The following is a 20,813-nucleotide window of genomic DNA, read 5'->3' on the forward strand; positions in this document are numbered from 1 at the left end:
AAGATGCGATTATCAAACCTCATCAAATAACGGCGAAAAGTTCACTAAGCCGTGAATATCATCAACATTGCCATTATCTAAAGCATAAAATTGAAATGCTTCTTCTGTATTCGGCCATTTGCAATGCAAGCCTTGTGATTTTGCCGGTATAAAACCTGATTTTTGATAATAAGTTGGCTCACCTAATACCACAACAGCGCCATAACCAAACTCATTAAGGCTATCAAGCCCTTCATTAATCAATTGACGACCGATGCCCTGACCACGGTATTGTGGCGCCACAGCTAATGGCGCAAGTCCTACCCATTGGCAATCTTTTCCCTCAATATCTACAGGTGTAAAACCGATATAACCAACAATCCGGCCTTCGTCATTGATTGCCACCATACCTAAGGTTAATAATCCCTCTTCACGTAAGTGACCAACTAAATCGGCTTCTGCGCCTGTTGGAAATGATTGGCGTAAAAGATCATCAATAGCAGGAATATCAACAGGAATTTCAACACGTATTAGCATGAAGTTGAGCTCAGTTCATGGCTGTGTGCGGTGTCTTCAACTTCATCTTGAAGGCCACTTTTCACAAAATCAGCCAATTGTAGTAAACCAAAACGCAATACAGATGGCATAGAGTCTAACTCAATTGCATCCATTAGGTTCTTAACATATAACCCAAGTTCTGTATCGCCCTCAATTTGTAAGCGTCGTTGAAAAAACAAGGTGTCCGGATCTTCTTTACGCGCGGCAATTAAAATAAGATCGTTAGCATTACCACTAAAACTTACATCTTCTTTTTCAGAACGGCTTACGATTAATTTATCATCACAAACACTGATAAACCACTGCAAATGTAAATCTTTAATTTCTACCTTTAGCCATTTATCTTCCAAGAAGTGTAAATCCCCCTCAGCTAATGCTTCGCGGAATTGCCAACTTAAAAACTGTTCTAAAATATCACGTTGCAAAGCAAATGGCGTGATTTGCAAAGGGTAACGCAAGAAACGAGGGCCATCTTTAACTAGGCGGGTGCGAATTTTATTAAACACTTTCGGACTCCTTAACATTTAATTGCGGGTATTGTGCCAGATATAGATAGCGATTCTGCGATCCTACATCAATATTCCGTTAATCGGTTGTTCATATTTTGAGTTATTTAATTTTACTTAAGTAAAACTCAATATTCTCTGCCCTAAATCAAAACCTTTTTTTATCCTGCTTATTACAATTTCTGATCATTTTTAATCTCTAAAGGGAAGTGAAGATGGAATTGTTGTGCCCAGCAGGTAACTTACCCGCATTAAAAGCCGCTGTTGATAATGGTGCAGATGCCGTTTATATCGGCTTAAAAGATGACACCAATGCTCGCCATTTTGCTGGCTTAAACTTCACAGAAAAGAAATTGCAAGAAGCCGTCAATTACGTACATCGCCACCAGCGAAAACTGCATATTGCCATTAATACTTTTGCTCATCCTGATGGATTTGAACGTTGGCAAAAAGCCATTGATATGGCGGCTCATTTAGGTGCCGATGCATTAATTTTGGCCGATATTGCTATGCTAGAATACGCAGCTGAACGCTATCCACAGATAGAGCGTCATGTATCGGTACAGGCGTCGGCCACTAATACTCAGGCAATCGCATTTTATCAACGCAATTTTGATGTTGCACGTATTGTACTACCACGCGTTCTTTCTATTCATCAAGTCAAACAATTGGCTCAAAGTAGTCCTGTTCCTTTAGAAGTCTTTGCCTTTGGTAGTTTGTGCATCATGGCTGAAGGACGCTGTTATCTTTCCTCTTATCTAACTGGTGAATCGCCTAATACTGTCGGAGCCTGTTCCCCAGCTCGTTTTGTCCGTTGGCAGCAAACACCACAAGGTATGGAATCTCGCCTCAATGATGTCTTAATAGACCGTTATGCTCCTGATGAAAATGCAGGGTATCCTACTTTATGTAAAGGACGTTATTTTGTTGATAAACACTGCTATCACGCCTTAGAAGAGCCAACCAGCTTAAATACACTAGCGCTACTACCTGAACTTATGGCTATGAATATTGCCTCTGTCAAAATTGAAGGTCGCCAACGTAGCCCCGCGTATGTTACTGAAGTTGCAAGAGTATGGCGTGCAGCTATTGACCAATGTAAAAAAGATCCTCAAGGTTTTAAAACCCAACCGCGTTGGATGAGTGCATTAGGAAAAATATCTGAAGGAACACAAACAACATTAGGTGCTTACCACCGGAAATGGCAATAATAAGGGATATTAATATGAAATACGCATTAGGCTCTGTACTTTATTATTGGCAAAAAGAAACACTTGAGACATTTTATCAGCAAGCAAAACAGAGCGATGCTGATATTATCTACTTAGGCGAAACAGTCTGTAGTAAGCGCCGTGAGACTAAACCACAAGATTGGATTAATCTGGCCAAAGAAGTGGCTAAAAGTGGTAAACAAGTGATCCTTTCTACCTTAGCACTACTACAAGCGCCTTCTGAACTAAAAGAGATAGCAAAGCTGGTGGATAACGGTGAATTTTTAGTTGAGGCTCATGATTTTGGTGTGATCAATATGCTTTATGAGCGTCATTTACCTTTTGTAGCAGGCCATGGATTAAACTGCTATAACGCTTATGCACTACGTTTATTACAGAAACAAGGCATGATACGTTGGTGTATGCCGGTTGAGCTGTCTCGTGAGTGGTTAAATAATCTTTTAATTCAATGTGAAGAATTAGCGATTAGAGATAAATTTGAAGTAGAAGTATTCGCTTATGGTCATCTTCCTTTGGCTTATTCAGCGCGTTGTTTTACTGCTCGCTCGGAAAATCGTGCTAAAGATGATTGTGAAACCTGCTGTCAAAAATACCCACAAGGCCGTCAGGTATTATCACAAGAAAACCAACAAGTGTTTGTTTTAAATGGTATTCAAACGCAAAGTGGCTACTGTTACAATTTAGGTAATGATTTAACTTCAATGGCAGGTTTAGTCGATATCGTCCGTCTTTCACCGCAGTCTGATGAAGTTTTTACTACCTTAAAACAATTTCGCCAAAATGAACAAGGCGCACACCCTATTAACACCATCCATCATCATGATTGTAATGGTTATTGGCGTAAACTGGCTGGTTTAGAATTAGTTGAATAAGTAGATATTTTTTGAAATCTAAATAAGGTGGAAAATAAAATTATTATTCCACTTTATTTTAATAAACATCTACTCATAAACAAAGGTCACACCGATAACGGATTTTACATTACCCGCTCTTACTCTTTCTCCCGTTTCACCATACGAAGCAGATAGCCTTAAACTCACACTATTATTCGTCACATTGCCTAATTTGACCGGTGTATTAGCAGGAATAACACCATTATTATTTGATATTTTAATTCCAACCCCTTTAGCAGGAGAGTTAGATGATATATTGGTAAAGACCGTATTATTCACATCAGACGTTGATCCTGTTAAATAGTAAGAAATATTTTGTTGTCTAGGACAAAAAATAGATAAAGGAATAGGTTGCGCATTACCCGGATATTCAGGAAGATTAATCGTGACATTTCTACTAGAAAGATCACAGCCCCCAGTAGGCATAATAACATCATTTAATGCGTAAATATTCCATGTAAAAAAACGAGGGTGCCCACCATCCCAATCTGCAATTTTGTACATTTCTATTTTTGCAATTAAATCCCCCTTATTTATTTGCTTCCCTCCCGCAGCACCAATACTTTTCAAATACAATCTAAGATTTAGTGGGATAAAATTTCTGTCTTTAATATTAATAACTTTTGTATCGTAATAAAGAGGAATAGGATAATAACTGTTATACCATAATAAAGAGCCGTCAAAATTATTCAGCGCGCCTCCAAAAGTCGTTCCACTAACTAAATTAACATGGTCAACGTCTATTGGATCTCTAGGTCCACCATAAGAATCATTTTTACAAAGAATTTGTTGAGATAAATCCACTACCAAATTCTGGTTTACTTCAACTCGAGGCGTTAAATTAACGCGTATATTAGCAGCACCATCACCAACAATTTGTCCCGTTGAAGCGACTTTACAAGTAAATGATAGTACTGGGTTTGAAAATAAACCGAAGCTTAAATACAATAAAAAACGCATTGTTTTTTTATAGCTTATCATAATGTTTTTTCTATAATTTAATTAAATAACAATTACATAAATACATAGGTAACATTAATTATTGCCTGTACTGATCCCTGTGTAGGTCTACCATTCACAGAGATGGCTCTTACTCGTAAAGGAAAAATTGCAGCAAACGAATACTCACCAACTTCAACCACTTTTTTCGAACCGTTTCTTAATTTATTACCTGCAGTATCTTGTAATTCTAAATGAAGATTTTTAGCTGAGCCCTGATTTCTATAGTATCCAGTACTATCATCAAGACCGGTGAATGTCGCTTCAATAGAAGTTGTACCAATAGGACAATTTCTTAATTCCAAATCAACGGGATACCATTTAGAGGTAGAGCCTGGGATCATAAAATCGAATGTATATAGGTCGCCCATGTCCACATTGGCTGTTTTTGTGATTGTTTCACAAGGCCTTGCTATTACACTTCCATTAACAGTAATTGTTGCATCTGCAGCCATAGCGAATGAAGTATTGCAGCATAAAATAGCAAATATTACGTTTTTTACTCCTCGCCATTTATATTTCATCATTGATTCTCTTTATCTCTATTGGTACTCGAGTGTAAAAGTGGCACTGGCTTTAATTTTTCCAGCTAAGACAGGCATATCAGATGCCATTAATCGACTATAGAAAAAAACGGTGTTACTTTTTCCTGCAACTAAGGGGATCCATTTAAGTTGGTCACTACTTGGATTAATAGGAATGGGTGACCTTTCACTATCTAATATTTGTATTCCAACACCAGAAGCAGATGTTGCTATCGGATCTAACGCTAATAATGAAGGATTATTTCTATCTGAAATACCATTAAAATAGAATTTCACAGCAATCACTGATTCTCCACAAGGCTCCAGTATTATATGAAAAGGAATAAAGGGTGTTGTTTCTCCCACTTTATATAACCGCTTAACTTCATTATTTAATAAATCAATAGTTTGGTATTGTGATTCTGGTGCAACTGCACAGGTGTTATCTCTCATATAACCTGTTATTTGAATAATGCTATCGGCAGAATATGCAACATTAGGTGATAATGATAAGAAAAATAACCATAGTGTTGTCAAAATACCCTTAATATTATTAGTCATTATTTATTCCTTAATAGGGTGGCACTCTGCACTATATTCAACATAAAGTTTATCTGGATCTTGTGGTGGTAATGTGTAATTTACTAAGCATTGTTGCTCTTTCTTACTACCCCAATTCACTTTTAATTGCCCTGAAGGTGATAACCCTGTTAAATAAACTTTTCCTTCATCTGCCACAATCCCAGTATTATTACCTGAATCAACGATAGCCCCGAAAGGTACTGGTTTCCCTTTATGGGTTAATGTCGTAATTGCTTTTATCCCAACACTAGGCTCAAATGTGATCGCACTAATGGCCCCACGAGTAGGAACTACGCTTTTCACCGCATTATCTATTTCAATATTGTTAGAGAATGAATTGGTATCCAATGCAATACGGTTTTCTTTATATTCAGAAACATAAGGTAAAACCACATAACCATTACTGTCTGTCGTGATGCCACTATTGTTTTCTAATTTTATATTTTTAACTTCAGGTACTTTAACTAACACCGCTGTTTGATATATAGGCTGACTAAGTGTTATACCACCTGAGTGAGCTAAAATACTGCCACTCATACCATAATTTATTTGATGTGATGTATCGGTATAGTTATAACCTATATTGCTATTCATATAAGAACCGTTATAACTTAATGAGGCATATCCTGTTGAGTCCGATTCTTCTTCATGAGAATAACCTGTTTGAATATTGTAACTTAAGTTTTTATCTTCCAATAATGTACCGTTTAATCCGATAGTATTGTTAAAACGTTTCTTCATGTTATGCGAGGAGTTAGTACTTAAACTCGCATTTTGCCATATAGAATCATTATCAGAACGCATAAAGTTACTAAAAGGAATACTAGTATTAAATGCTAACATCTGATCTTTACTATCATTCCATGATGTTTTAGATAAGCTATAATTTAGGCCTAAATTAATACCTTTAATAATAGTATTAAGGCCTATCTGTAATTGATTATCTTGTTTTTTAGAATTCCAATAACGCTGATTAGTACCAATAATATATAACGTAGATTGATCACCTATTTTTTGAGTAATATTGAGTTGTATCCTTTGCCTTTTATTATAAATAAGATCGTAGTAACTTTGTGGCAATCCACTAACTTCAACAACACCATCCTCCGTTTGTATATAATTTCCTCTCATTTTTTTATAAGTAGTCTCTGCTAAAGTATAAAAACCACTCGTCGCATATTTATAACCGGCAAGTTGCACCCTTGTGCCTAATTCATTGATAGATTTATTATAAAGAATACGTATCGATTGCCCACGGTGTGTAGAGTCATCGGGTAGTATTGATCTCGCTTCGGTAATATCAAATGATAAAGCCCCAAAACGCCCAATATTTTTACCTACCCCAATACTTGCCGCTTGGTAATTTTTGGATAACTGGGTTCCTCCATAAATGGTCCAACCCGCAGGTAAGCCGTGGATCACTGATCCTTGTAGAAAATAAGGCCGCTCCTGCTCATCATTACCCGAACGGTAACTACCTACAGTCACTGAATATTTGGTATGTCCTTCCCTTTGTAATAAAGGGACTGATGAATATGGCACAGTAAAGGTTTGTGTTGAACCATCAGACTCGGTAATGGTTACCTCTAAATCGCCACTGTTACTTGTTGAATAGAGATCATCAATAACAAAAGGACCCGGTGGAAAAGAGTTACGGTAAATCACATAACCATTTTGCTGTATAGTAACCTCGGCATTAGTCCGGGCGACACCTCGAATAATCGGAGCAAAACCTCTTTGGCTATCCGGTAACATAACTTCATCAGATGACAGTTGAAAGCCTCTAAAGTTGATGCTGTCGAAAACTTCACTTTGTGTGTAGCTATCACCAATAATAAGACGAGAATATAATTTATTAATACCACGTTCTATATAAGTATTCAGATGTTTCCAACTTGATTTATTAATAGAATCATAAGAATAAATAGAGTTATCACGAAGACGCCATGGCCCAAGATTGATCCCACTTTGTAAATTGAGATGAGTAAAATGAGTATCTGGGCTACCATCGTTGCGAGTTTTACTCCCATTTAAAATATAGGTAATAAATCCAGCCACAATACCATCATCCCATAACTCTGGTGGAATAAAGCCTCGAGACTGATTGACTAAATATACTTGAGGTATAGTGAGATTGAGCTTTTGTGAACCAACATCAAAATTTGCTGTGGCTTGAGCAATTAATGAAGTAAGTGACTGACAATGTTCATCGAGCTCATTTTTCTGTTCAACATTATTTTTATCTTTATTTTGTTCATCCGTTATGAGATTTAAATTAACATTCCAACTTTTTAGCTCTGCTTTTGTGATACATGGTGATAGCTGCCCTTTATTCTCAATAAAATTGATATATTGGGTTTTTAAGAATATGTCATTTAAGTAAATATCAACCAGATAATTACCTTCAGGTACTTCTAATCCTTTCTCAAAAGAAGATAGATCAGCGACAGACTCCGGGTTATCTGATAAGAAATAGGGGTTATAATAAAACTCCTCCTCAGACTTTGAGTCAACTGAAAATAGTAGCGCAAGTATAAAAATAAATAATTTTACGTTATTTATTTTTATGCCGCTTAAGCTATTTATACCTGTTGAAAATGACATAATATCACTCTTTCAATTCTACAATATTAAATAATGATTATCTAACGTCGACGATTGTTTTTGGTGTGATGGCACCATAATCATTAATAGTTTGAAACGAGAGTTTCCCATAAGCTGATGTTGGAATAGAGATAGACTTATCTTCAAAAGGTGGAACCATAGTGTTCTCTAATTTTTTACCACCAAGTTCTAATTCAGTCATCGTAATAAAATAAGGTGTCGGATTTTTTATAATAAGTGTGTCATTATTACGTTTAAATTGTAGTTTTTTATAATTTTCATCTGGAGATATGGTGAGATCTTTTGGTCTATAAAAGAATTTTATTTTACTAATAATCGCAAGTTGTAACATATTCTCATTAGCAAGTGATTTTTCTACAGCGGGGATAGATTTTACACTCAACCAAAATAAAGTTTCTCTATCTTTCGGTAATTTATTGTTAGTTGCATCTATAATTCTTAAAGTATTCTCTTTTTTACCCTGCATAGAAAATAGAGGAGGCGTAATAACAAAAGAGTTATCTTTCTTTCCTTCGCTATTTTCTATCCAAGACTGTATTAAATAACGTTTTTCATCATTATTAATTACTGGTAATTTTACTTGCTTTTCACCTGCAAAATAAATGACTCTAGTTGCCCCTAATGATACAGCAGCATATGCTTGGTTAATGACACATAGAGTTAAGAGCATTAAAAAAAAGAAGCTTTATTTTAGAAAAAGTTAGAATACTATTCATTTTTATAATCCACTATAGCTAATCTTGGTGTATGTCTTATTAAAATAACCCACAAAAAAGTAAAAAAGCCTTATACTAAAAAATAGTATAAGGCTATATATTATTCGTATTGGACAGCAAAGGTTGCATTCGCGTTTGCGATACCAGGTTCAGTTGCACCTAAAGCATAATATCTTGCTTGGAATGGAATAATATTTTTTCCATCATGTAATTTAGTTGCATTACCGAATCCAGCGCCATCAAAAGACATTGGTGCACTCTTACTATCTAAAATTTGAATACCGACATTTTTAGCACCACCAGCAGAAGAAGAAGATACTGCTAATACGTCATCTTGTCCTGCAGCAGAAACCCCTGTAAAAGCAACTTTTGCAGTACTAGCTACTTTAGAGTCACAATCATTTAATTGGATAGTAAAATTAGTATTTTCGCTAAAATCACCAGCTTTCGCTAATTTTGCAGTTCTCACTTGACCTAATTTAACTATTTGGCCATCAGATGAAGAGTCAACAGCACATGCTGCATTTACTAATTCACCTTTAAAAAATATTTCGCCACCATTCACGGTTACAGGTCCATTTCCTACAGGATCTTCAGCTGAAACAGCAAAAACAGAACCTACAGATAATGCAGAGATCACAAAAAGTTTCAAATAATTAAGTTTCATATAAATTACCTTAATTCCTAGAAAATAATAAACACATTTAATTACGATTTTTCATAGACTTTTATCTTATTTAGATAATAAGATAAAAGTTACTAAGAAATTGAATTGACATCAATATAATAATACTTAATTAAAATTTAACAATTAATTTTTTAAAATTTTTATTCTTACTTTAATTGAATGTTTTATTTTGATTATTTTATTTAGCCCTTCTAAATTAAATTTATTACAATAAGATTGGTTTATTTTAATTAAGTGTCATTACTAGTTTTTATATAATTATTTGTTTTTTATGTTTATATAAAAAGTAATTAATTTATTTTTTATATATTAAGATAAGGAAAAGCACTTAAAATAGTTCACATCAATTATTATAGCAATAACATTAATTATTTAAGCTTATTAAAAACATTATTATTATTAAGATAATATCTTTAGATAGAGATTGCATAAAAGTAAAATAATTTAAACAAAATTTTTTTATTAATAGACTATTATAGAAAATTTACACTAAAATAAAAAAGACGGGATAACTTTTCAGTAATCCCGTCCTATTTACCTAGCATATTACAGATATTATTTACTTTGAACGGTGGTAATGTCTCGCCCAATGCTTAAATTGATGAGTAATTTTCCTTAACTCACCATTGCGCAACATACCCACTAACACCCCCAAAATGGTATATATCACGCCTAAAACCAGCATCATCACGATATCCCCTAGGATGCTTTGGAATGATAATCCCATCTGGTTAATTCCGGCCATAGCATTTACAGCCCATGTAGAAGGTAATGCAGAGGATATTGCCAATACCCAATCCGGCATAGCTTGTAATGGCCAAATAGTTCCCGAAATATAGAATACTGGAGTCGTCACAAATGCCAATGTTAAGTAAATCATCTCAACACTGCGCAAGCATTCGGTGATCAACTTACCTAATCCTAATACCGCTAATAAGAATGGGAAGGTCAACATCCAAATTTGATAAAGTGGTGCTTCTTGACGATAGCCTAATACCCACGGCCATAGTGCAAAGAACACCGAAGATAAAAAGAGCCAAATCGGTATAAGTGCAGATAGCGCGCCTAAATATACCGCTAACGGAGGCTTCCCTTTTGGCGTTCCTCTGACGGCGATACTCACTCGTACACAAGCAATTAATAATGAGTGTTGCAATAACATCACTAACAAGCCTGGGAAAATAATGGCGGCAAAACTGACCCCAGGGTTATACATGGCGATAGTTTCACTTTGGATCGGTTTTAATAATATTTTTGACTGTGTCGCACTAAAACCCGCATTTTGTAAGATACGGCCGTTATAGTTATCTAATAATTGCTGATACGCCTGCATTAATTCTTGCTGAATTTGTCCACTAGCAAGGCGGTTGGTCGCATCCCCATACACAGGAACGGTAACATTTTTGCCATTAAGCAGTTTTTTTTCAAAATCTGTTGGAATGATAATAATGGCAAACAGTTCACGCATGATCATGTCATGACGAGCTTCATCTAAATTATCATATCCCTTTAAGCTTAATTTAGGTGTGGCATCTAATGAGCGGATAAGGGCATAACTGGCGGGACTATGATCTTGATTGATCACCGCCACAGGCAGATCCCACAATACAGGTTTAGCGTAGACTAAACTCATAATGCAAAGAGAAACCAATAATAACATCCACATCGGTTTTTCTAACATGCCTAATAAAACACACTTAAATGTTTGGAAATACATCTGCATCATACGACACCTACCTGTAATTCCAATCTTTTAAAGATGCGTTTGCGAACTAAAAGCGCAATCGCAAAAGGATAAATCAACAAAAGTGTGCACACATAAAGAATACCTTGTAACGAAACTTCTCTTAAGAAGATATCAAACATAGCATTTAAGGCGTGCGTTAACGGCTCTAGATTAGAAATAATTCGAGCAGGTAATATCATCGACAGTTCAGGCACTGCCATCCCTGAAAAAGCTAAGGCGATACTCACTAGCATACCTATCATACTGTATGCGGTTATCGCACTATTGGTAAATGTAAACAGCAACAAGCCAATACTTTGTGCCGCGATGATATAAAAGAACCCCACCAATATCATATAAAGCGGATTACCATTGACTTTTGCCCCTGAAAAATGCACTAACGCCGCTAATTCAACCATTAATAATGTTAAGAAAAACAGCGTATAAGGTGCTAATTTACCTATTAGGGCAAAAGTGAAAGGTTTTAGGTTTAATAGCATATTACCCCGTGATAAGGAGTAAATCGTGCAGGTGACAACAAAGAGTTGCAGCATATGAATGGTTGCAGCAAATTGTTGATAGTAGATATAACTACCACTGGCATTAAACAGGCTGTCATAAGAGAGTGTTACTTTGGCTAAAGGCGGCACTGGCTTATTCATCTCTTGCGCTAAAACAGTGCGATATTGAGCATTAAGCTCGGCAATTAACCCGCTAAAATCCTGTATAGCATAGCTACCCGCAGCATAATACAACCCATTGTAATACATTCGGGTTGTCGGCTGTTTACCTGCTAATACATCTTTTTCAAAATGGCGGGGGATCATTAAAATAGCGTAATCTTTTGCACTTCCTAGCTGCTCTAAGGCGGTTCGCGGATTTGTATCTAGTGCACTTAATTTTGCATGAGAGCCTGCATTTAAATCTCGGATCAACGTTTTTGATAGTGGACTATTATCATTATTGATAACGGAAACTGGCAAGTTCAGCAAAGTACCTTCTGAAAAGTTAGCACTAATTAATGTGAATAACATTAATGGAAACAGCCAGCTTAGCCAGTGGAACACTGGGCTTCGCACTGCCATATGGGTTTCTCGTGAGAATGCGCTATTAAAACCACGCCAAGCTGCCTTTACTCTCATTATTCGCCCTTACTTATCCCAACGCCATAATGCGCTCATACCAGGACGTAGTCCTTCAATTTGTGCCGTTGGATACAGTCGAACTTCAAAGGTTTTTAAGTCGAAATCTCCTGTTGCACGCGTCGCTCTTTTCGTTGCGTAATCTCCCATAGGAGCAATATAGCGAACTTCTGCTTCCACTTCTTTATTGCCTAACGCAGGAACAGTGATTGTGATGCGATCGCCTTTGCGGATATCGGCTAAAATATCTTCACGCAAGTTATATACAAAATAGGCTTCAGGGAGACGAATTAACGTAGCTAATGGGCTATTGGCATTAAAAAGCTCACCCACTTCCGCAGGAATAGGCCCCACTTCGCCGTCAACCGGAGCTTTTACCTGTAAATCTTGTTGCTGAACTTTCAGCTCAATTAATTGCTGCTCTGCTTGTTGTAGTGCGGCTCGGTATTTCTCACGTAATTCAATACGATCACCATTTTTCGCTTCATCTAATTCAGCTTGTGCTGCTTTGGCTTGCTGCACGGCAACATCTCGACGACTACGAGCACTATCAAGCTCATTGGCAGAGACATAACCTTTATTGGCGACCGCACTAAGACGCTGATAATCTTTCGTTGCATTGGTGGCTTGTGCTTGCGCCTGAGATAAGATCGCTTGTAAATTGCGAATGCTTTCTTCTCTTGTACCGTGAATAGAGAGATCTAATTGAGCTTGAGCTTGGGCTTTTGCCGCTTCCAGTGCAGCCACTTGAGCATTGAGTTCCGGGCTATCTAAGGTGATCATCAATTGCCCCGCTTTAACATCATCACCCCGCTCAATATGACGCTCTATAACACGTCCTTTGGCTTTAGAGGCCACAATAACTTCAGGTGCATCCACTTCACCTTGCAGTAATAAATATTGATTATGCGCGCGGAAAAGAACGGCTAATGCAATAAGTATTAGCATTAATAAAATAAGATAGATGGCTCTTTTTTTCATATAACGATTAGACCTTAATAGTGAAGTAGAACACTCACTGATAGCGTTATCTTACACAATAACTGGCTATTTCTTTAAGAATTTTGTGCGCTAGATCACTGACTCAGAGGAAGATTTTCTTTGATAGTACGATTAAGTTATTCTTATACCAAATTTTATTACTCCACGAATAGCCTCATTTTATCTACGTTTTTTTAATTTATTAAATAAACACAGAAAATGGTACACACAACTTATGTACGAATTTGATTTAATTTTGCTGTTATTACAGCAAATGTGCGCTTATCTCATTATTGCGTGGTTTCTCAGCAAAACGCCGCTATTTACGCCTCTTTTACAAGTGACTATCAAACTTCCACATAAATTAATGTGCTATGTGATTTTCTCCATTTTCTGCATTATGGGCACCTATTTTGGATTGCATATTAATGACTCTATTGCTAATACCCGTGCTATTGGCTCCGTATTAGGCGGATTATTAGGTGGCCCGTATGTAGGCTTTCTCGTTGGCTTCACGGGTGGCTTACACCGCTATTCCCTCGGCGGGATGACAGCGTTAAGTTGTATGGTATCCACTATCGCAGAAGGATTAATTGGTGGATTAGTTCATCGTTATTATGTAAAACATGGACAAATGCACCGCATATTTAATCCTTGGACAGCGGCTACCGTCACCTTTTTTGCCGAAATAATACAGATGAGTATTATTTTATTACTCGCTCGTCCTTTTGATGAAGCACTTTCTTTAGTAAAAAATATTGCCGCTCCTATGATTGTAGCAAATACAATAGGTGCTGCGATGTTTATTAGGATATTACAAGATAGACGTGCCATTTTTGAAAAATATACCAGTGCTTTCTCCGCTCAAGCATTAAAAATTGCGGTTTGCACTGAAGGTATTTTACGTAAAGGCTTTAACCAAGATAATAGTACTCGTGTTGCAAAAGTTATCTACCAAGAATTAAAAGTCAGTGCTGTCGCCATTACGGATAGAGATAAACTACTCGCTTTTATTGGTATTGGCGCTGATCATCATTTGCCGGGTACACCGATTTCCTCAGAACAATCTAAACAAGCCATTAATAATAACGAAGTCGTGTATGCGGACGGCAATGAGACACCTTATCGATGTACCCTTTCTCCACATTGTAAATTAGGCTCGACACTGGTTATTCCTTTACGAGGAGAAAATAATCGCGTTATTGGCACCATAAAGCTCTATGAAGCAAAGAATCGCTTATTTAGCTCCATTAATAGAACCTTAGGAGAAGGGATCGCCAGTCTATTATCAGCACAAATTCTTGCCGGACAATACGAAAGAAATAAACAATCACTATTAGAATCAGAAATTAAATTACTACACGCACAAGTCAATCCCCACTTTTTATTTAATGCATTAAATACATTACAAGCCGTTATTCGTCGTGATAGTGATCAAGCAAAACAGTTAGTGCAATTTCTGTCGGCTTTTTTCCGTAAGAATTTAAAAAAACCCGAAGCGATAGTGACACTCAGTGATGAAATTGAACACGTCACGGCTTATTTACAAATTGAAAAAGCGCGCTTTCAAGAAAGTTTACAGATAGATATTCAGATACCTGAACATTTAGCCACTGCACGCCTTCCTGCATTTTCGCTTCAGCCTATGGTTGAGAATGCAATTAAACATGGAACATCACAGTTATTAGGCATCGGAAAGATTACAATTAGAGCGCATCAAGAAGACCACTTAATAGTGATCGAAATTAGTGATAATGCAGGGCTTTATCATTCGCAAGGCGCATCACATCAGCTCGGTTTAGGAATGAGACTTGTCGATAAGCGGATTAAATTACGCTATGGTGATCTATATGGTGTACTTGTGGAGTGTCAGCCTGATAACTATACCAAAATAAAAATCTGTTTACCCTTAGAAAAAAATATGGATAACGCAGCATAACAATGAATATATTAATCGTTGATGATGAGCCGCTTGCTCGTGAAAATTTACGTTGTTTACTCGAAGAAGAAAAAGATATTCATATTATTGGTGAATGCAGTAATGCTATTGAGGCGATAGGGGAAATACATCGTAAAAAACCTGATGTGGTTTTTCTTGATATTCAAATGCCACGTATTACTGGCTTAGAAATGGTCTCAATGCTTGATCCTGAACATCGCCCTTATATTGTCTTTTTAACCGCATTTGAAGAATATGCTATTCAAGCATTCGAAGAGCATGCTTTTGATTATTTGCTCAAACCATTAGAGCAAGAGCGTTTAGCCAAAACATTAAGTCGTTTACGCCAAGGCAATAAACAAAATATTGATTTATTATCACCACCAGAAGAACGCTTAAAGTGCATTCCTTGTACTGGGCATAGCCGTATTTGGCTAATGCCAATCGATGAAGCCGTGTTTGCTACATCACGATTAAGCGGTGTCTATGTCACCAATAATCAAGGGCAAGAAGGTTTTACTGAGCTTACATTACGTACTTTAGAAACACGCACTCCGCTGGTACGTTGCCATCGTCAATATTTAGTGAATATGGATTATGTCAATGAAATTGTATTTGGTGATAATGGACAAGCAGAACTTATTTTACATAATAATAAACAAATTCCGGTCAGTCGACGTTACCTTAAACCCTTAAAAGAGGCGATTGGCTTAATTTAATTAGTAAAAAGGAATGAGCTAGATGGAACCCATTTATATTAAAGTTTATATTAATCGCATCGAAGTTCGTGATCTTCACACCAAAAAAGAATTTTCTGTAGAACGTCATTTTACTCATAGCCGAATGTTAATTGGTGATTTTTACCCTGCTATTGAAGCGATACGAACAGCACTTACTCAAATAGGTATTAACCCATTATCCTTTTTTTGTCGAAAAAGAAATGTGGTAATTCATCCTTTAGAACGTACCGAAGATGGATTATCCCAAGTAGAAATTCGATTATTCAATGAAGTCATTGCCGGTGGGTTGAATAACAAATACAAAAAAATCGTTATTAGTGCAAAACTCACACCACTTATGGATGCAGAGGTGATTGAATTAATCAATAAATCATAACTCTATATAAAATCAGTATTTAACCATTTACAAATAAGTGTCTAAATACTTATTAAAAACCTGCTGATATTGTTTTCTAGAAAATATAATGAGTATAAACCGGTTTAATACCTAAACATTGTTCGGCTTTACTGTAAATTATTTTATTATGACTTCATTTTTAGCCATTACCAACTTATTTATATAATACTTTTTATTTAGTACTATCAAATTTAAAAACTTCACATATTATTTTTAATAATTAATTACAACCACTAAATTAACTATTAAATAAAAAGTTAATTATGGTAATTAAAATTATAAGTAGACAAATTAAAAGTTTAATTTTAGCCTAATGTAAAATTAATTTTTAAATATTATATATAGGAGATCATTATGAAAGAGAAAAATTCAGATGGAATAACACAAAAAGATGAACTCTATTCGCTAGATAAAGCTGGTATTAATTATATAGAACTTAATATAACTAAAAGCCATTTCTATGACTTAAATAATAATTTTCATCAATTAGAATCCTTTGTAAACTGGGATAATGGAAATAGCACATTGATTACTGATGTTTTATTGCATCAAAAACCTAATACTGATAATAATAAAATTTCTCAACAATTAATGAACAATATTATCAATGAGATGGCTAGTTTTTCTTCTTTAGGAAATAGTGAGTCCATCCCAATAAATCAATTTATAAATTCAATTGAAAGTACAGTTTCATTAACACCAAATCTATTGAGATAATATAATGAAAATATTTAATATATTATTTTTTGGTTTATTAATTATTAGTAATTCCTCAATCGGAGATGAATACCCTATTATCACAGAGAAAATGTTAAACTCAGGATATAACAAATTAGAGTTGCAGTATGATCCTCAATTACCTTTGATTACACCTTACCCTGAAAATAAAGAGCTTGTTTATCCTCTTATTGAAAAGGCTAAAAAAAATAACAATTCTAATGATAGCTATCTTATTGCTTCCATTTTCTTTGTTGGTTGTACTAATTTAAAATATAAAATTACTCATGAAAGTGATAAAAACCAGTGCGAATTATCACGTAATTTCTTAAAAAAAACATTAGCATTGAACCCTAAACATGGAGCAGCTCTATTCTATCAAGCCGTTATTTTTGAAAATGGTTATGGTGTTGAAAAAGATATAAACAAAGCAATTAAATACTATGACAAAGCATGTCGAATAAAAGGAAACAAAGTGATTATTGCTTGTGAAAATCTTTTTTCTATCTATTTGCATGGTAACAAAGGTGTTCCTCAAGATTTAAACAAGGCCAAAGAATATGCAAAATGGATTGCTGAAAATGGGAGCCAAAAATATCAAGAATATATAAAACGTTGGGATTACATTTTATTTTCTCTTGAATTAAGTTTAAAACTAAAAGAATGTAAAAAAAGTGGGATAAATGCATCTATATGTATCCGCAAAAGCAATAATGCACTCTTGGAATATGCCAATAAAATGTACCCAATTGAGTAATTATTTATTTCTACTTTATATAGAAAAAACCAGCCAATTTTCGTTGACTGGTTTTTCAATTTATATCATTAACTCAATTGAATACTGAGTGAATTATATTCTTATTGATTATGAGCACTACTACGGCGACGTGGTGCATTTTCGTTATTACCGCGACCACAGAAGTTACCACGCTCACCATTTACCTGAACAATTTGCTTAATCCATTAGAGCAAGAGCGTTTAGCCAAAACATTAAGTCGTTTACGCCAAGGCAATAAACAAAATATTGATTTATTATCGCCACCAGAAGAACGCTTAAAGTGCATTTCTTGTACTGGGTATAGCCGTATTTAGCTAATACCAATCGATGAAGCGGTGTTTGCTAGATCACAATTAAGCGGTGTCTATTTTTAAGCTATATTTAAAGTGTTATTTATCATTTTAATACGCTTAGCTAATATGGTTGCACAAATAAAACCAAGCAAACTAAAAGTGACCATAATACTAAATACATAGTTATATCCTTGAATGCCCTCAAAATTATCTAATAATGACCCATAGAGAGCATAAGCAAACATGGAAGGCATATAACCAATAATACACCCAAACGCCATCGCTGAACCTGCATATTGTCTTGGTGTTCCAATTTCATCCATTGGTGCAAAGAAAATAGCTCTTTGCGAGAAAATGATTGCACCGAAACCTAATGTTGCAGTCATACCTAAATAGACATTCATTGAGTCATGAGGCAACATAATGAAAATAGCCATTGCAATCGCAGATAATAAAAATGTCCATTTCAGATATATTGTTGGCGATTTTGCAACTTTGTCAGCTAAAAATCCGCCTAATGGACCACCTATCATTTTTAGTGCATATTGATTAATAATGCCATAGGCACCGATAAGGGCTATTGGTAGTGCGTAAATATCTTTTAAAAAAGGAATAAAATAAGTTAACCCACAGTAAGCAGAATAAACAAAGAAGATACTCATTGATGCTAACCATAAGTTAGGACATTTTACGACATTTTTAATCCCTTCCAAAACTTGGCGATTAGCTTCACTTGCTGAGGAGGTTTCCTTCTTATCGTCATTATCCACAATAAAATATGTAATTATACCTACTATTATTGTAGCAAGCGTATAATAAATTAATCCTGCTTGCATACCTGTTTTACCTTCACCAAATAAAACAAATATATAAAGAGCTCCCGAAGCTACTAGAACATCAACAACCCCTCGCCCAGCTTCTAGAAAACCAAACATACGTCCTTGTTCTTCTTTATTTCCTAATAAACGTACCGATTTTAGTAAAACAGGCCAATAAACAACCTCGCCGAAAAATGCCATTGCACCAAATGCAATTAAATAACCCGTAAAAGGAGGCAATGTGCTTAAATAAGCACCACATAAACCTACTCCAATTAAGCCCGCTGGTAATAAAATTTTCTTAGAGAAACGATCGGCAATATACAATGATGAAAATAATCCGATTGTTTGAATAATGGCATAAATAGTAAAGCCAAAACCAATTTGGGTGTTAGATAATCCCCAATCTTGTTGCATTGGCACATAAAATACATCTTTCATGCTGGATAGTTTGAATATAGTCCCACCACCCAAAATAAGAAAACATAATTTTCCCCATTTATTCATGATCATATTTCCTATTTTTTATAAGCGATAGCTTCTATTTCAATTAAAACATCTTTAGGTAGACGAGAAACTTCCACACATGAACGAGCTGGGTATTTTCCTGATGTAAAAAAAGAAGAATAAATATTATTAAAAATAGGAAAATCTTTTATATCTTTAATAAAACAAGTCGTTTTAACAATATCATCCATTGATGCACCGGCAGCTTCTATAATAGCTTTTAAATTATTCATAGCTTTTAATGTTTGTGTTTCAATATCATTTCCCATAACAGAACCATCATGAGTATTGAATGGGCAACAACCTGAAATATAAATATGATTTTCAACTTTAATTGCTTGTGAATAAGGACCAATAGCTTCTGGTGCTGATGTAGTATTAATAATCATGAGATCACTCCAATATTTGATAACTATTTTTATATATTAATAACAATATTTTTTTCTTAGTTCTTTTAATTTATTAACAGAAACTTGTACACAACGCTCTTGTGCGTCCATTAATGTTTTTAATGCAACAGGAGAAATTTTAGCTGGATAATAATATTCCAAGGGGTTAATTAATTGCGTATCAAAAGGTGGTGATTTAACTTCAAAGCTTCCACTTAATTCAAATACTCCCCCCGTTCCTTTATCTCTAGCAAAATGAGATGTATAGGGAAAACAGTTTTCTAAGTTAATACGTGTTACAGGCGAATGTTCAACTAATAAACGAAAACATTCATCGATATCAATACTCCCTTCACCAAGAGGCATTCCTGTAATTACCAGTGTTTCATCATCATGTGTAACAATATGATCTTTAAAATGAGTGCTATATGTATAAGGTGCTAATTTGCTCACTGTTACTATAGGATCTTCCCACGCCATCATGCCATTACCAATATCACAATGTGCACCAACCCAAATAGAATCAATATCTTTTACAATATTTAAGATTTCATCAGCCGTTTCATCTTCATGATTTTCTATTGCAAGACGTATACGATATTTTTTTAATAATGGAACAATAGACTTAATATCTTGAATAATTTTAGGGTATTGTTTCGGATTGTATTGTCCTCGACGAAACATATAAGTACGTATCACATCAGCACCAATTCCTCGAGCGATATCAATTGCTTTTGTTAATGCCTTTGGTGTTGTAAAACGTGTATCTAATTCACAATAAAGATTTTTATCTTCAATTGCCTGACGTACTTTTGCTAAATATTCAGGGCTATCACTTGTTAACACACCAAATTCTGGGTGTAATCCTTCATCAGGAATGATATTTAATTCGACCCCATCCAGCCCTAATTCAGTTGCTTTATTTATAAAATCAAAAACATCCATTACACCCTGCTGAAAAAATAGGTGATAGGACTCTGTTTCAATACCTAGTTTCATAATTTCTTCCTCGAATTCCTATACCCGTATTTAGCCATATTAAGAAAATAAAGTATGTGCTTAGGATCATAAAACTTAACTTAGT

Annotated in this window: 21 protein-coding genes and 1 pseudogene; 8 read left to right on the top strand and 14 right to left on the bottom strand. The window is 35.2% G+C overall.

Going from position 1 to position 20,813, the window contains the following annotated elements; genetic code table 11:
- Positions 1-12: 12 nt before the first annotated feature.
- Complete coding sequence (locus ACYUCW_RS01795) at positions 13-516, bottom strand: GNAT family N-acetyltransferase (protein WP_004246209.1); 504 nt, start codon at positions 514-516, stop codon at positions 13-15.
- Complete coding sequence (gene ubiT, locus ACYUCW_RS01800; RefSeq protein ID WP_004249588.1) at positions 510-1,043, bottom strand: ubiquinone anaerobic biosynthesis accessory factor UbiT; 534 nt, start codon at positions 1,041-1,043, stop codon at positions 510-512. The genes ACYUCW_RS01795 and ubiT overlap by 7 nt, the downstream gene beginning before the upstream one ends.
- A 215-nt stretch (positions 1,044-1,258) precedes the next feature.
- Here ubiT and ubiU point away from each other — a divergent pair, with 215 nt between their 5' ends.
- Both ubiU and ACYUCW_RS01810 read left to right on the top strand, forming a co-directional pair.
- On the top strand, positions 1,259-2,254 hold the full coding sequence (ubiU, locus tag ACYUCW_RS01805; RefSeq protein ID WP_004246211.1) for a ubiquinone anaerobic biosynthesis protein UbiU: 996 nt from the start codon (positions 1,259-1,261) through the stop codon (positions 2,252-2,254).
- A gap of 14 nt (positions 2,255-2,268) precedes the next feature.
- On the top strand, positions 2,269-3,147 hold the full coding sequence (locus ACYUCW_RS01810; RefSeq protein ID WP_004249589.1) for a U32 family peptidase: 879 nt from the start codon (positions 2,269-2,271) through the stop codon (positions 3,145-3,147).
- Between the two features lie 69 nt (positions 3,148-3,216).
- Here the strand turns inward: ACYUCW_RS01810 and ACYUCW_RS01815 are convergent, their stop codons facing one another.
- The 9 genes and pseudogenes from ACYUCW_RS01815 to ACYUCW_RS01855 all read right to left on the bottom strand — a co-directional run bounded on the left by ACYUCW_RS01815 (position 3,217) and on the right by ACYUCW_RS01855 (position 13,151).
- Positions 3,217-4,149, bottom strand: coding sequence for a fimbrial protein (locus ACYUCW_RS01815; RefSeq protein WP_004252977.1), 933 nt, complete (start codon positions 4,147-4,149; stop codon positions 3,217-3,219).
- Between the two features lie 32 nt (positions 4,150-4,181).
- Positions 4,182-4,694 carry a type 1 fimbrial minor subunit FimG gene (gene fimG / locus ACYUCW_RS01820; protein ID WP_004249593.1) on the bottom strand — a complete coding sequence of 171 codons (513 nt, stop codon included), beginning with the start codon at positions 4,692-4,694 and terminating at the stop codon, positions 4,182-4,184.
- Positions 4,695-4,709: 15 nt separating this feature from the next.
- Positions 4,710-5,252: a type 1 fimbrial adaptor subunit FimF gene (gene fimF, locus ACYUCW_RS01825; protein ID WP_004246215.1), complete on the bottom strand. Its 543-nt coding sequence runs from the start codon at positions 5,250-5,252 to the stop codon at positions 4,710-4,712.
- A gap of 3 nt (positions 5,253-5,255) precedes the next feature.
- Positions 5,256-7,877 carry a fimbria/pilus outer membrane usher protein gene (locus ACYUCW_RS01830; RefSeq protein ID WP_202107488.1) on the bottom strand — a complete coding sequence of 874 codons (2,622 nt, stop codon included), beginning with the start codon at positions 7,875-7,877 and terminating at the stop codon, positions 5,256-5,258.
- A 37-nt stretch (positions 7,878-7,914) separates the two neighbouring features.
- Positions 7,915-8,614 (bottom strand): annotated as a pseudogene (locus ACYUCW_RS01835) (fimbrial biogenesis chaperone).
- Between the two features lie 100 nt (positions 8,615-8,714).
- Positions 8,715-9,281: a type 1 fimbrial major subunit FimA gene (fimA, locus tag ACYUCW_RS01840; RefSeq protein ID WP_004246218.1), complete on the bottom strand. Its 567-nt coding sequence runs from the start codon at positions 9,279-9,281 to the stop codon at positions 8,715-8,717.
- A 580-nt stretch (positions 9,282-9,861) separates the two neighbouring features.
- Positions 9,862-11,025, bottom strand: coding sequence for an ABC transporter permease (locus ACYUCW_RS01845; RefSeq protein WP_460408185.1), 1,164 nt, complete (start codon positions 11,023-11,025; stop codon positions 9,862-9,864).
- Complete coding sequence (locus ACYUCW_RS01850; RefSeq protein WP_004246220.1) at positions 11,025-12,170, bottom strand: ABC transporter permease; 1,146 nt, start codon at positions 12,168-12,170, stop codon at positions 11,025-11,027. The genes ACYUCW_RS01845 and ACYUCW_RS01850 overlap by 1 nt, the downstream gene beginning before the upstream one ends.
- A 9-nt stretch (positions 12,171-12,179) precedes the next feature.
- Positions 12,180-13,151, bottom strand: a complete 972-nt coding sequence (locus ACYUCW_RS01855; RefSeq protein WP_004246221.1) for an HlyD family secretion protein — start codon at positions 13,149-13,151, stop codon at positions 12,180-12,182.
- A gap of 235 nt (positions 13,152-13,386) precedes the next feature.
- On the opposite strand from ACYUCW_RS01855, the gene ACYUCW_RS01860 reads away from it, so the two are divergent.
- The 6 genes from ACYUCW_RS01860 to ACYUCW_RS01885 all read left to right on the top strand — a co-directional run bounded on the left by ACYUCW_RS01860 (position 13,387) and on the right by ACYUCW_RS01885 (position 18,036).
- Positions 13,387-15,090 carry a LytS/YhcK type 5TM receptor domain-containing protein gene (locus ACYUCW_RS01860; RefSeq protein WP_460408161.1) on the top strand — a complete coding sequence of 568 codons (1,704 nt, stop codon included), beginning with the start codon at positions 13,387-13,389 and terminating at the stop codon, positions 15,088-15,090.
- A gap of 2 nt (positions 15,091-15,092) precedes the next feature.
- Positions 15,093-15,809, top strand: a complete 717-nt coding sequence (gene btsR / locus ACYUCW_RS01865; protein ID WP_004246223.1) for a two-component system response regulator BtsR — start codon at positions 15,093-15,095, stop codon at positions 15,807-15,809.
- Positions 15,810-15,831: 22 nt separating this feature from the next.
- Entirely contained in the window at positions 15,832-16,206 is a 375-nt protein-coding gene (locus ACYUCW_RS01870) for a YjaA family stress response protein (protein ID WP_004246224.1), read from the top strand.
- Positions 16,207-16,581: 375 nt separating this feature from the next.
- The gene (locus ACYUCW_RS01875; protein ID WP_049198902.1) at positions 16,582-16,944 is read left to right on the top strand and encodes a hypothetical protein; all 363 of its coding nucleotides are present in this window, start codon (positions 16,582-16,584) and stop codon (positions 16,942-16,944) included.
- A 4-nt stretch (positions 16,945-16,948) separates the two neighbouring features.
- On the top strand, positions 16,949-17,701 hold the full coding sequence (locus ACYUCW_RS01880; RefSeq protein WP_004249597.1) for a tetratricopeptide repeat protein: 753 nt from the start codon (positions 16,949-16,951) through the stop codon (positions 17,699-17,701).
- A 110-nt stretch (positions 17,702-17,811) separates the two neighbouring features.
- Positions 17,812-18,036, top strand: coding sequence for a hypothetical protein (locus ACYUCW_RS01885; protein ID WP_049209917.1), 225 nt, complete (start codon positions 17,812-17,814; stop codon positions 18,034-18,036).
- A 56-nt stretch (positions 18,037-18,092) separates the two neighbouring features.
- Here the strand turns inward: ACYUCW_RS01885 and ACYUCW_RS01890 are convergent, their stop codons facing one another.
- Genes ACYUCW_RS01890 through ACYUCW_RS01900 form a run of 3 tightly spaced genes read right to left on the bottom strand, consistent with a single transcriptional unit; the run spans position 18,093 to position 20,728 of the window.
- The gene (locus tag ACYUCW_RS01890) at positions 18,093-19,340 is read right to left on the bottom strand and encodes an MFS transporter (protein ID WP_036919636.1); all 1,248 of its coding nucleotides are present in this window, start codon (positions 19,338-19,340) and stop codon (positions 18,093-18,095) included.
- An 11-nt stretch (positions 19,341-19,351) separates the two neighbouring features.
- Entirely contained in the window at positions 19,352-19,729 is a 378-nt protein-coding gene (locus tag ACYUCW_RS01895) for a RidA family protein (protein ID WP_004246229.1), read from the bottom strand.
- Positions 19,730-19,765: 36 nt separating this feature from the next.
- A complete protein-coding gene (locus ACYUCW_RS01900; RefSeq protein ID WP_004249599.1) occupies positions 19,766-20,728 on the bottom strand; it encodes a sugar phosphate isomerase/epimerase family protein in 963 nt (320 codons plus the stop codon).
- Positions 20,729-20,813 lie beyond the last annotated feature (85 nt).

The organism is Proteus sp. MB838, assembly GCF_054767435.1.

What these genes read in the sequence shown, in the direction of transcription:
- ACYUCW_RS01795 (WP_004246209.1), bottom strand. Translation starts at nt 516, where the DNA reads ATGCTAATACGTGTTGAAATTCCTGTTGATATTCCTGCTATTGATGAT.
- ubiU (WP_004246211.1), top strand. Translation starts at nt 1,259, where the DNA reads ATGGAATTGTTGTGCCCAGCAGGTAACTTACCCGCATTAAAAGCCGCT.
- ACYUCW_RS01810 (WP_004249589.1), top strand. Translation starts at nt 2,269, where the DNA reads ATGAAATACGCATTAGGCTCTGTACTTTATTATTGGCAAAAAGAAACA.
- ACYUCW_RS01815 (WP_004252977.1), bottom strand. Translation starts at nt 4,149, where the DNA reads ATGATAAGCTATAAAAAAACAATGCGTTTTTTATTGTATTTAAGCTTC.
- fimG (WP_004249593.1), bottom strand. Translation starts at nt 4,694, where the DNA reads ATGATGAAATATAAATGGCGAGGAGTAAAAAACGTAATATTTGCTATT.
- fimF (WP_004246215.1), bottom strand. Translation starts at nt 5,252, where the DNA reads ATGACTAATAATATTAAGGGTATTTTGACAACACTATGGTTATTTTTC.
- ACYUCW_RS01830 (WP_202107488.1), bottom strand. Translation starts at nt 7,877, where the DNA reads ATGTCATTTTCAACAGGTATAAATAGCTTAAGCGGCATAAAAATAAAT.
- fimA (WP_004246218.1), bottom strand. Translation starts at nt 9,281, where the DNA reads ATGAAACTTAATTATTTGAAACTTTTTGTGATCTCTGCATTATCTGTA.
- ACYUCW_RS01845 (WP_460408185.1), bottom strand. Translation starts at nt 11,025, where the DNA reads ATGCAGATGTATTTCCAAACATTTAAGTGTGTTTTATTAGGCATGTTA.
- ACYUCW_RS01850 (WP_004246220.1), bottom strand. Translation starts at nt 12,170, where the DNA reads ATGAGAGTAAAGGCAGCTTGGCGTGGTTTTAATAGCGCATTCTCACGA.
- ACYUCW_RS01855 (WP_004246221.1), bottom strand. Translation starts at nt 13,151, where the DNA reads ATGAAAAAAAGAGCCATCTATCTTATTTTATTAATGCTAATACTTATT.
- ACYUCW_RS01860 (WP_460408161.1), top strand. Translation starts at nt 13,387, where the DNA reads ATGTACGAATTTGATTTAATTTTGCTGTTATTACAGCAAATGTGCGCT.
- btsR (WP_004246223.1), top strand. Translation starts at nt 15,093, where the DNA reads ATGAATATATTAATCGTTGATGATGAGCCGCTTGCTCGTGAAAATTTA.
- ACYUCW_RS01870 (WP_004246224.1), top strand. Translation starts at nt 15,832, where the DNA reads ATGGAACCCATTTATATTAAAGTTTATATTAATCGCATCGAAGTTCGT.
- ACYUCW_RS01875 (WP_049198902.1), top strand. Translation starts at nt 16,582, where the DNA reads ATGAAAGAGAAAAATTCAGATGGAATAACACAAAAAGATGAACTCTAT.
- ACYUCW_RS01880 (WP_004249597.1), top strand. Translation starts at nt 16,949, where the DNA reads ATGAAAATATTTAATATATTATTTTTTGGTTTATTAATTATTAGTAAT.
- ACYUCW_RS01885 (WP_049209917.1), top strand. Translation starts at nt 17,812, where the DNA reads ATGAGCACTACTACGGCGACGTGGTGCATTTTCGTTATTACCGCGACC.
- ACYUCW_RS01890 (WP_036919636.1), bottom strand. Translation starts at nt 19,340, where the DNA reads ATGAATAAATGGGGAAAATTATGTTTTCTTATTTTGGGTGGTGGGACT.
- ACYUCW_RS01895 (WP_004246229.1), bottom strand. Translation starts at nt 19,729, where the DNA reads ATGATTATTAATACTACATCAGCACCAGAAGCTATTGGTCCTTATTCA.
- ACYUCW_RS01900 (WP_004249599.1), bottom strand. Translation starts at nt 20,728, where the DNA reads ATGAAACTAGGTATTGAAACAGAGTCCTATCACCTATTTTTTCAGCAG.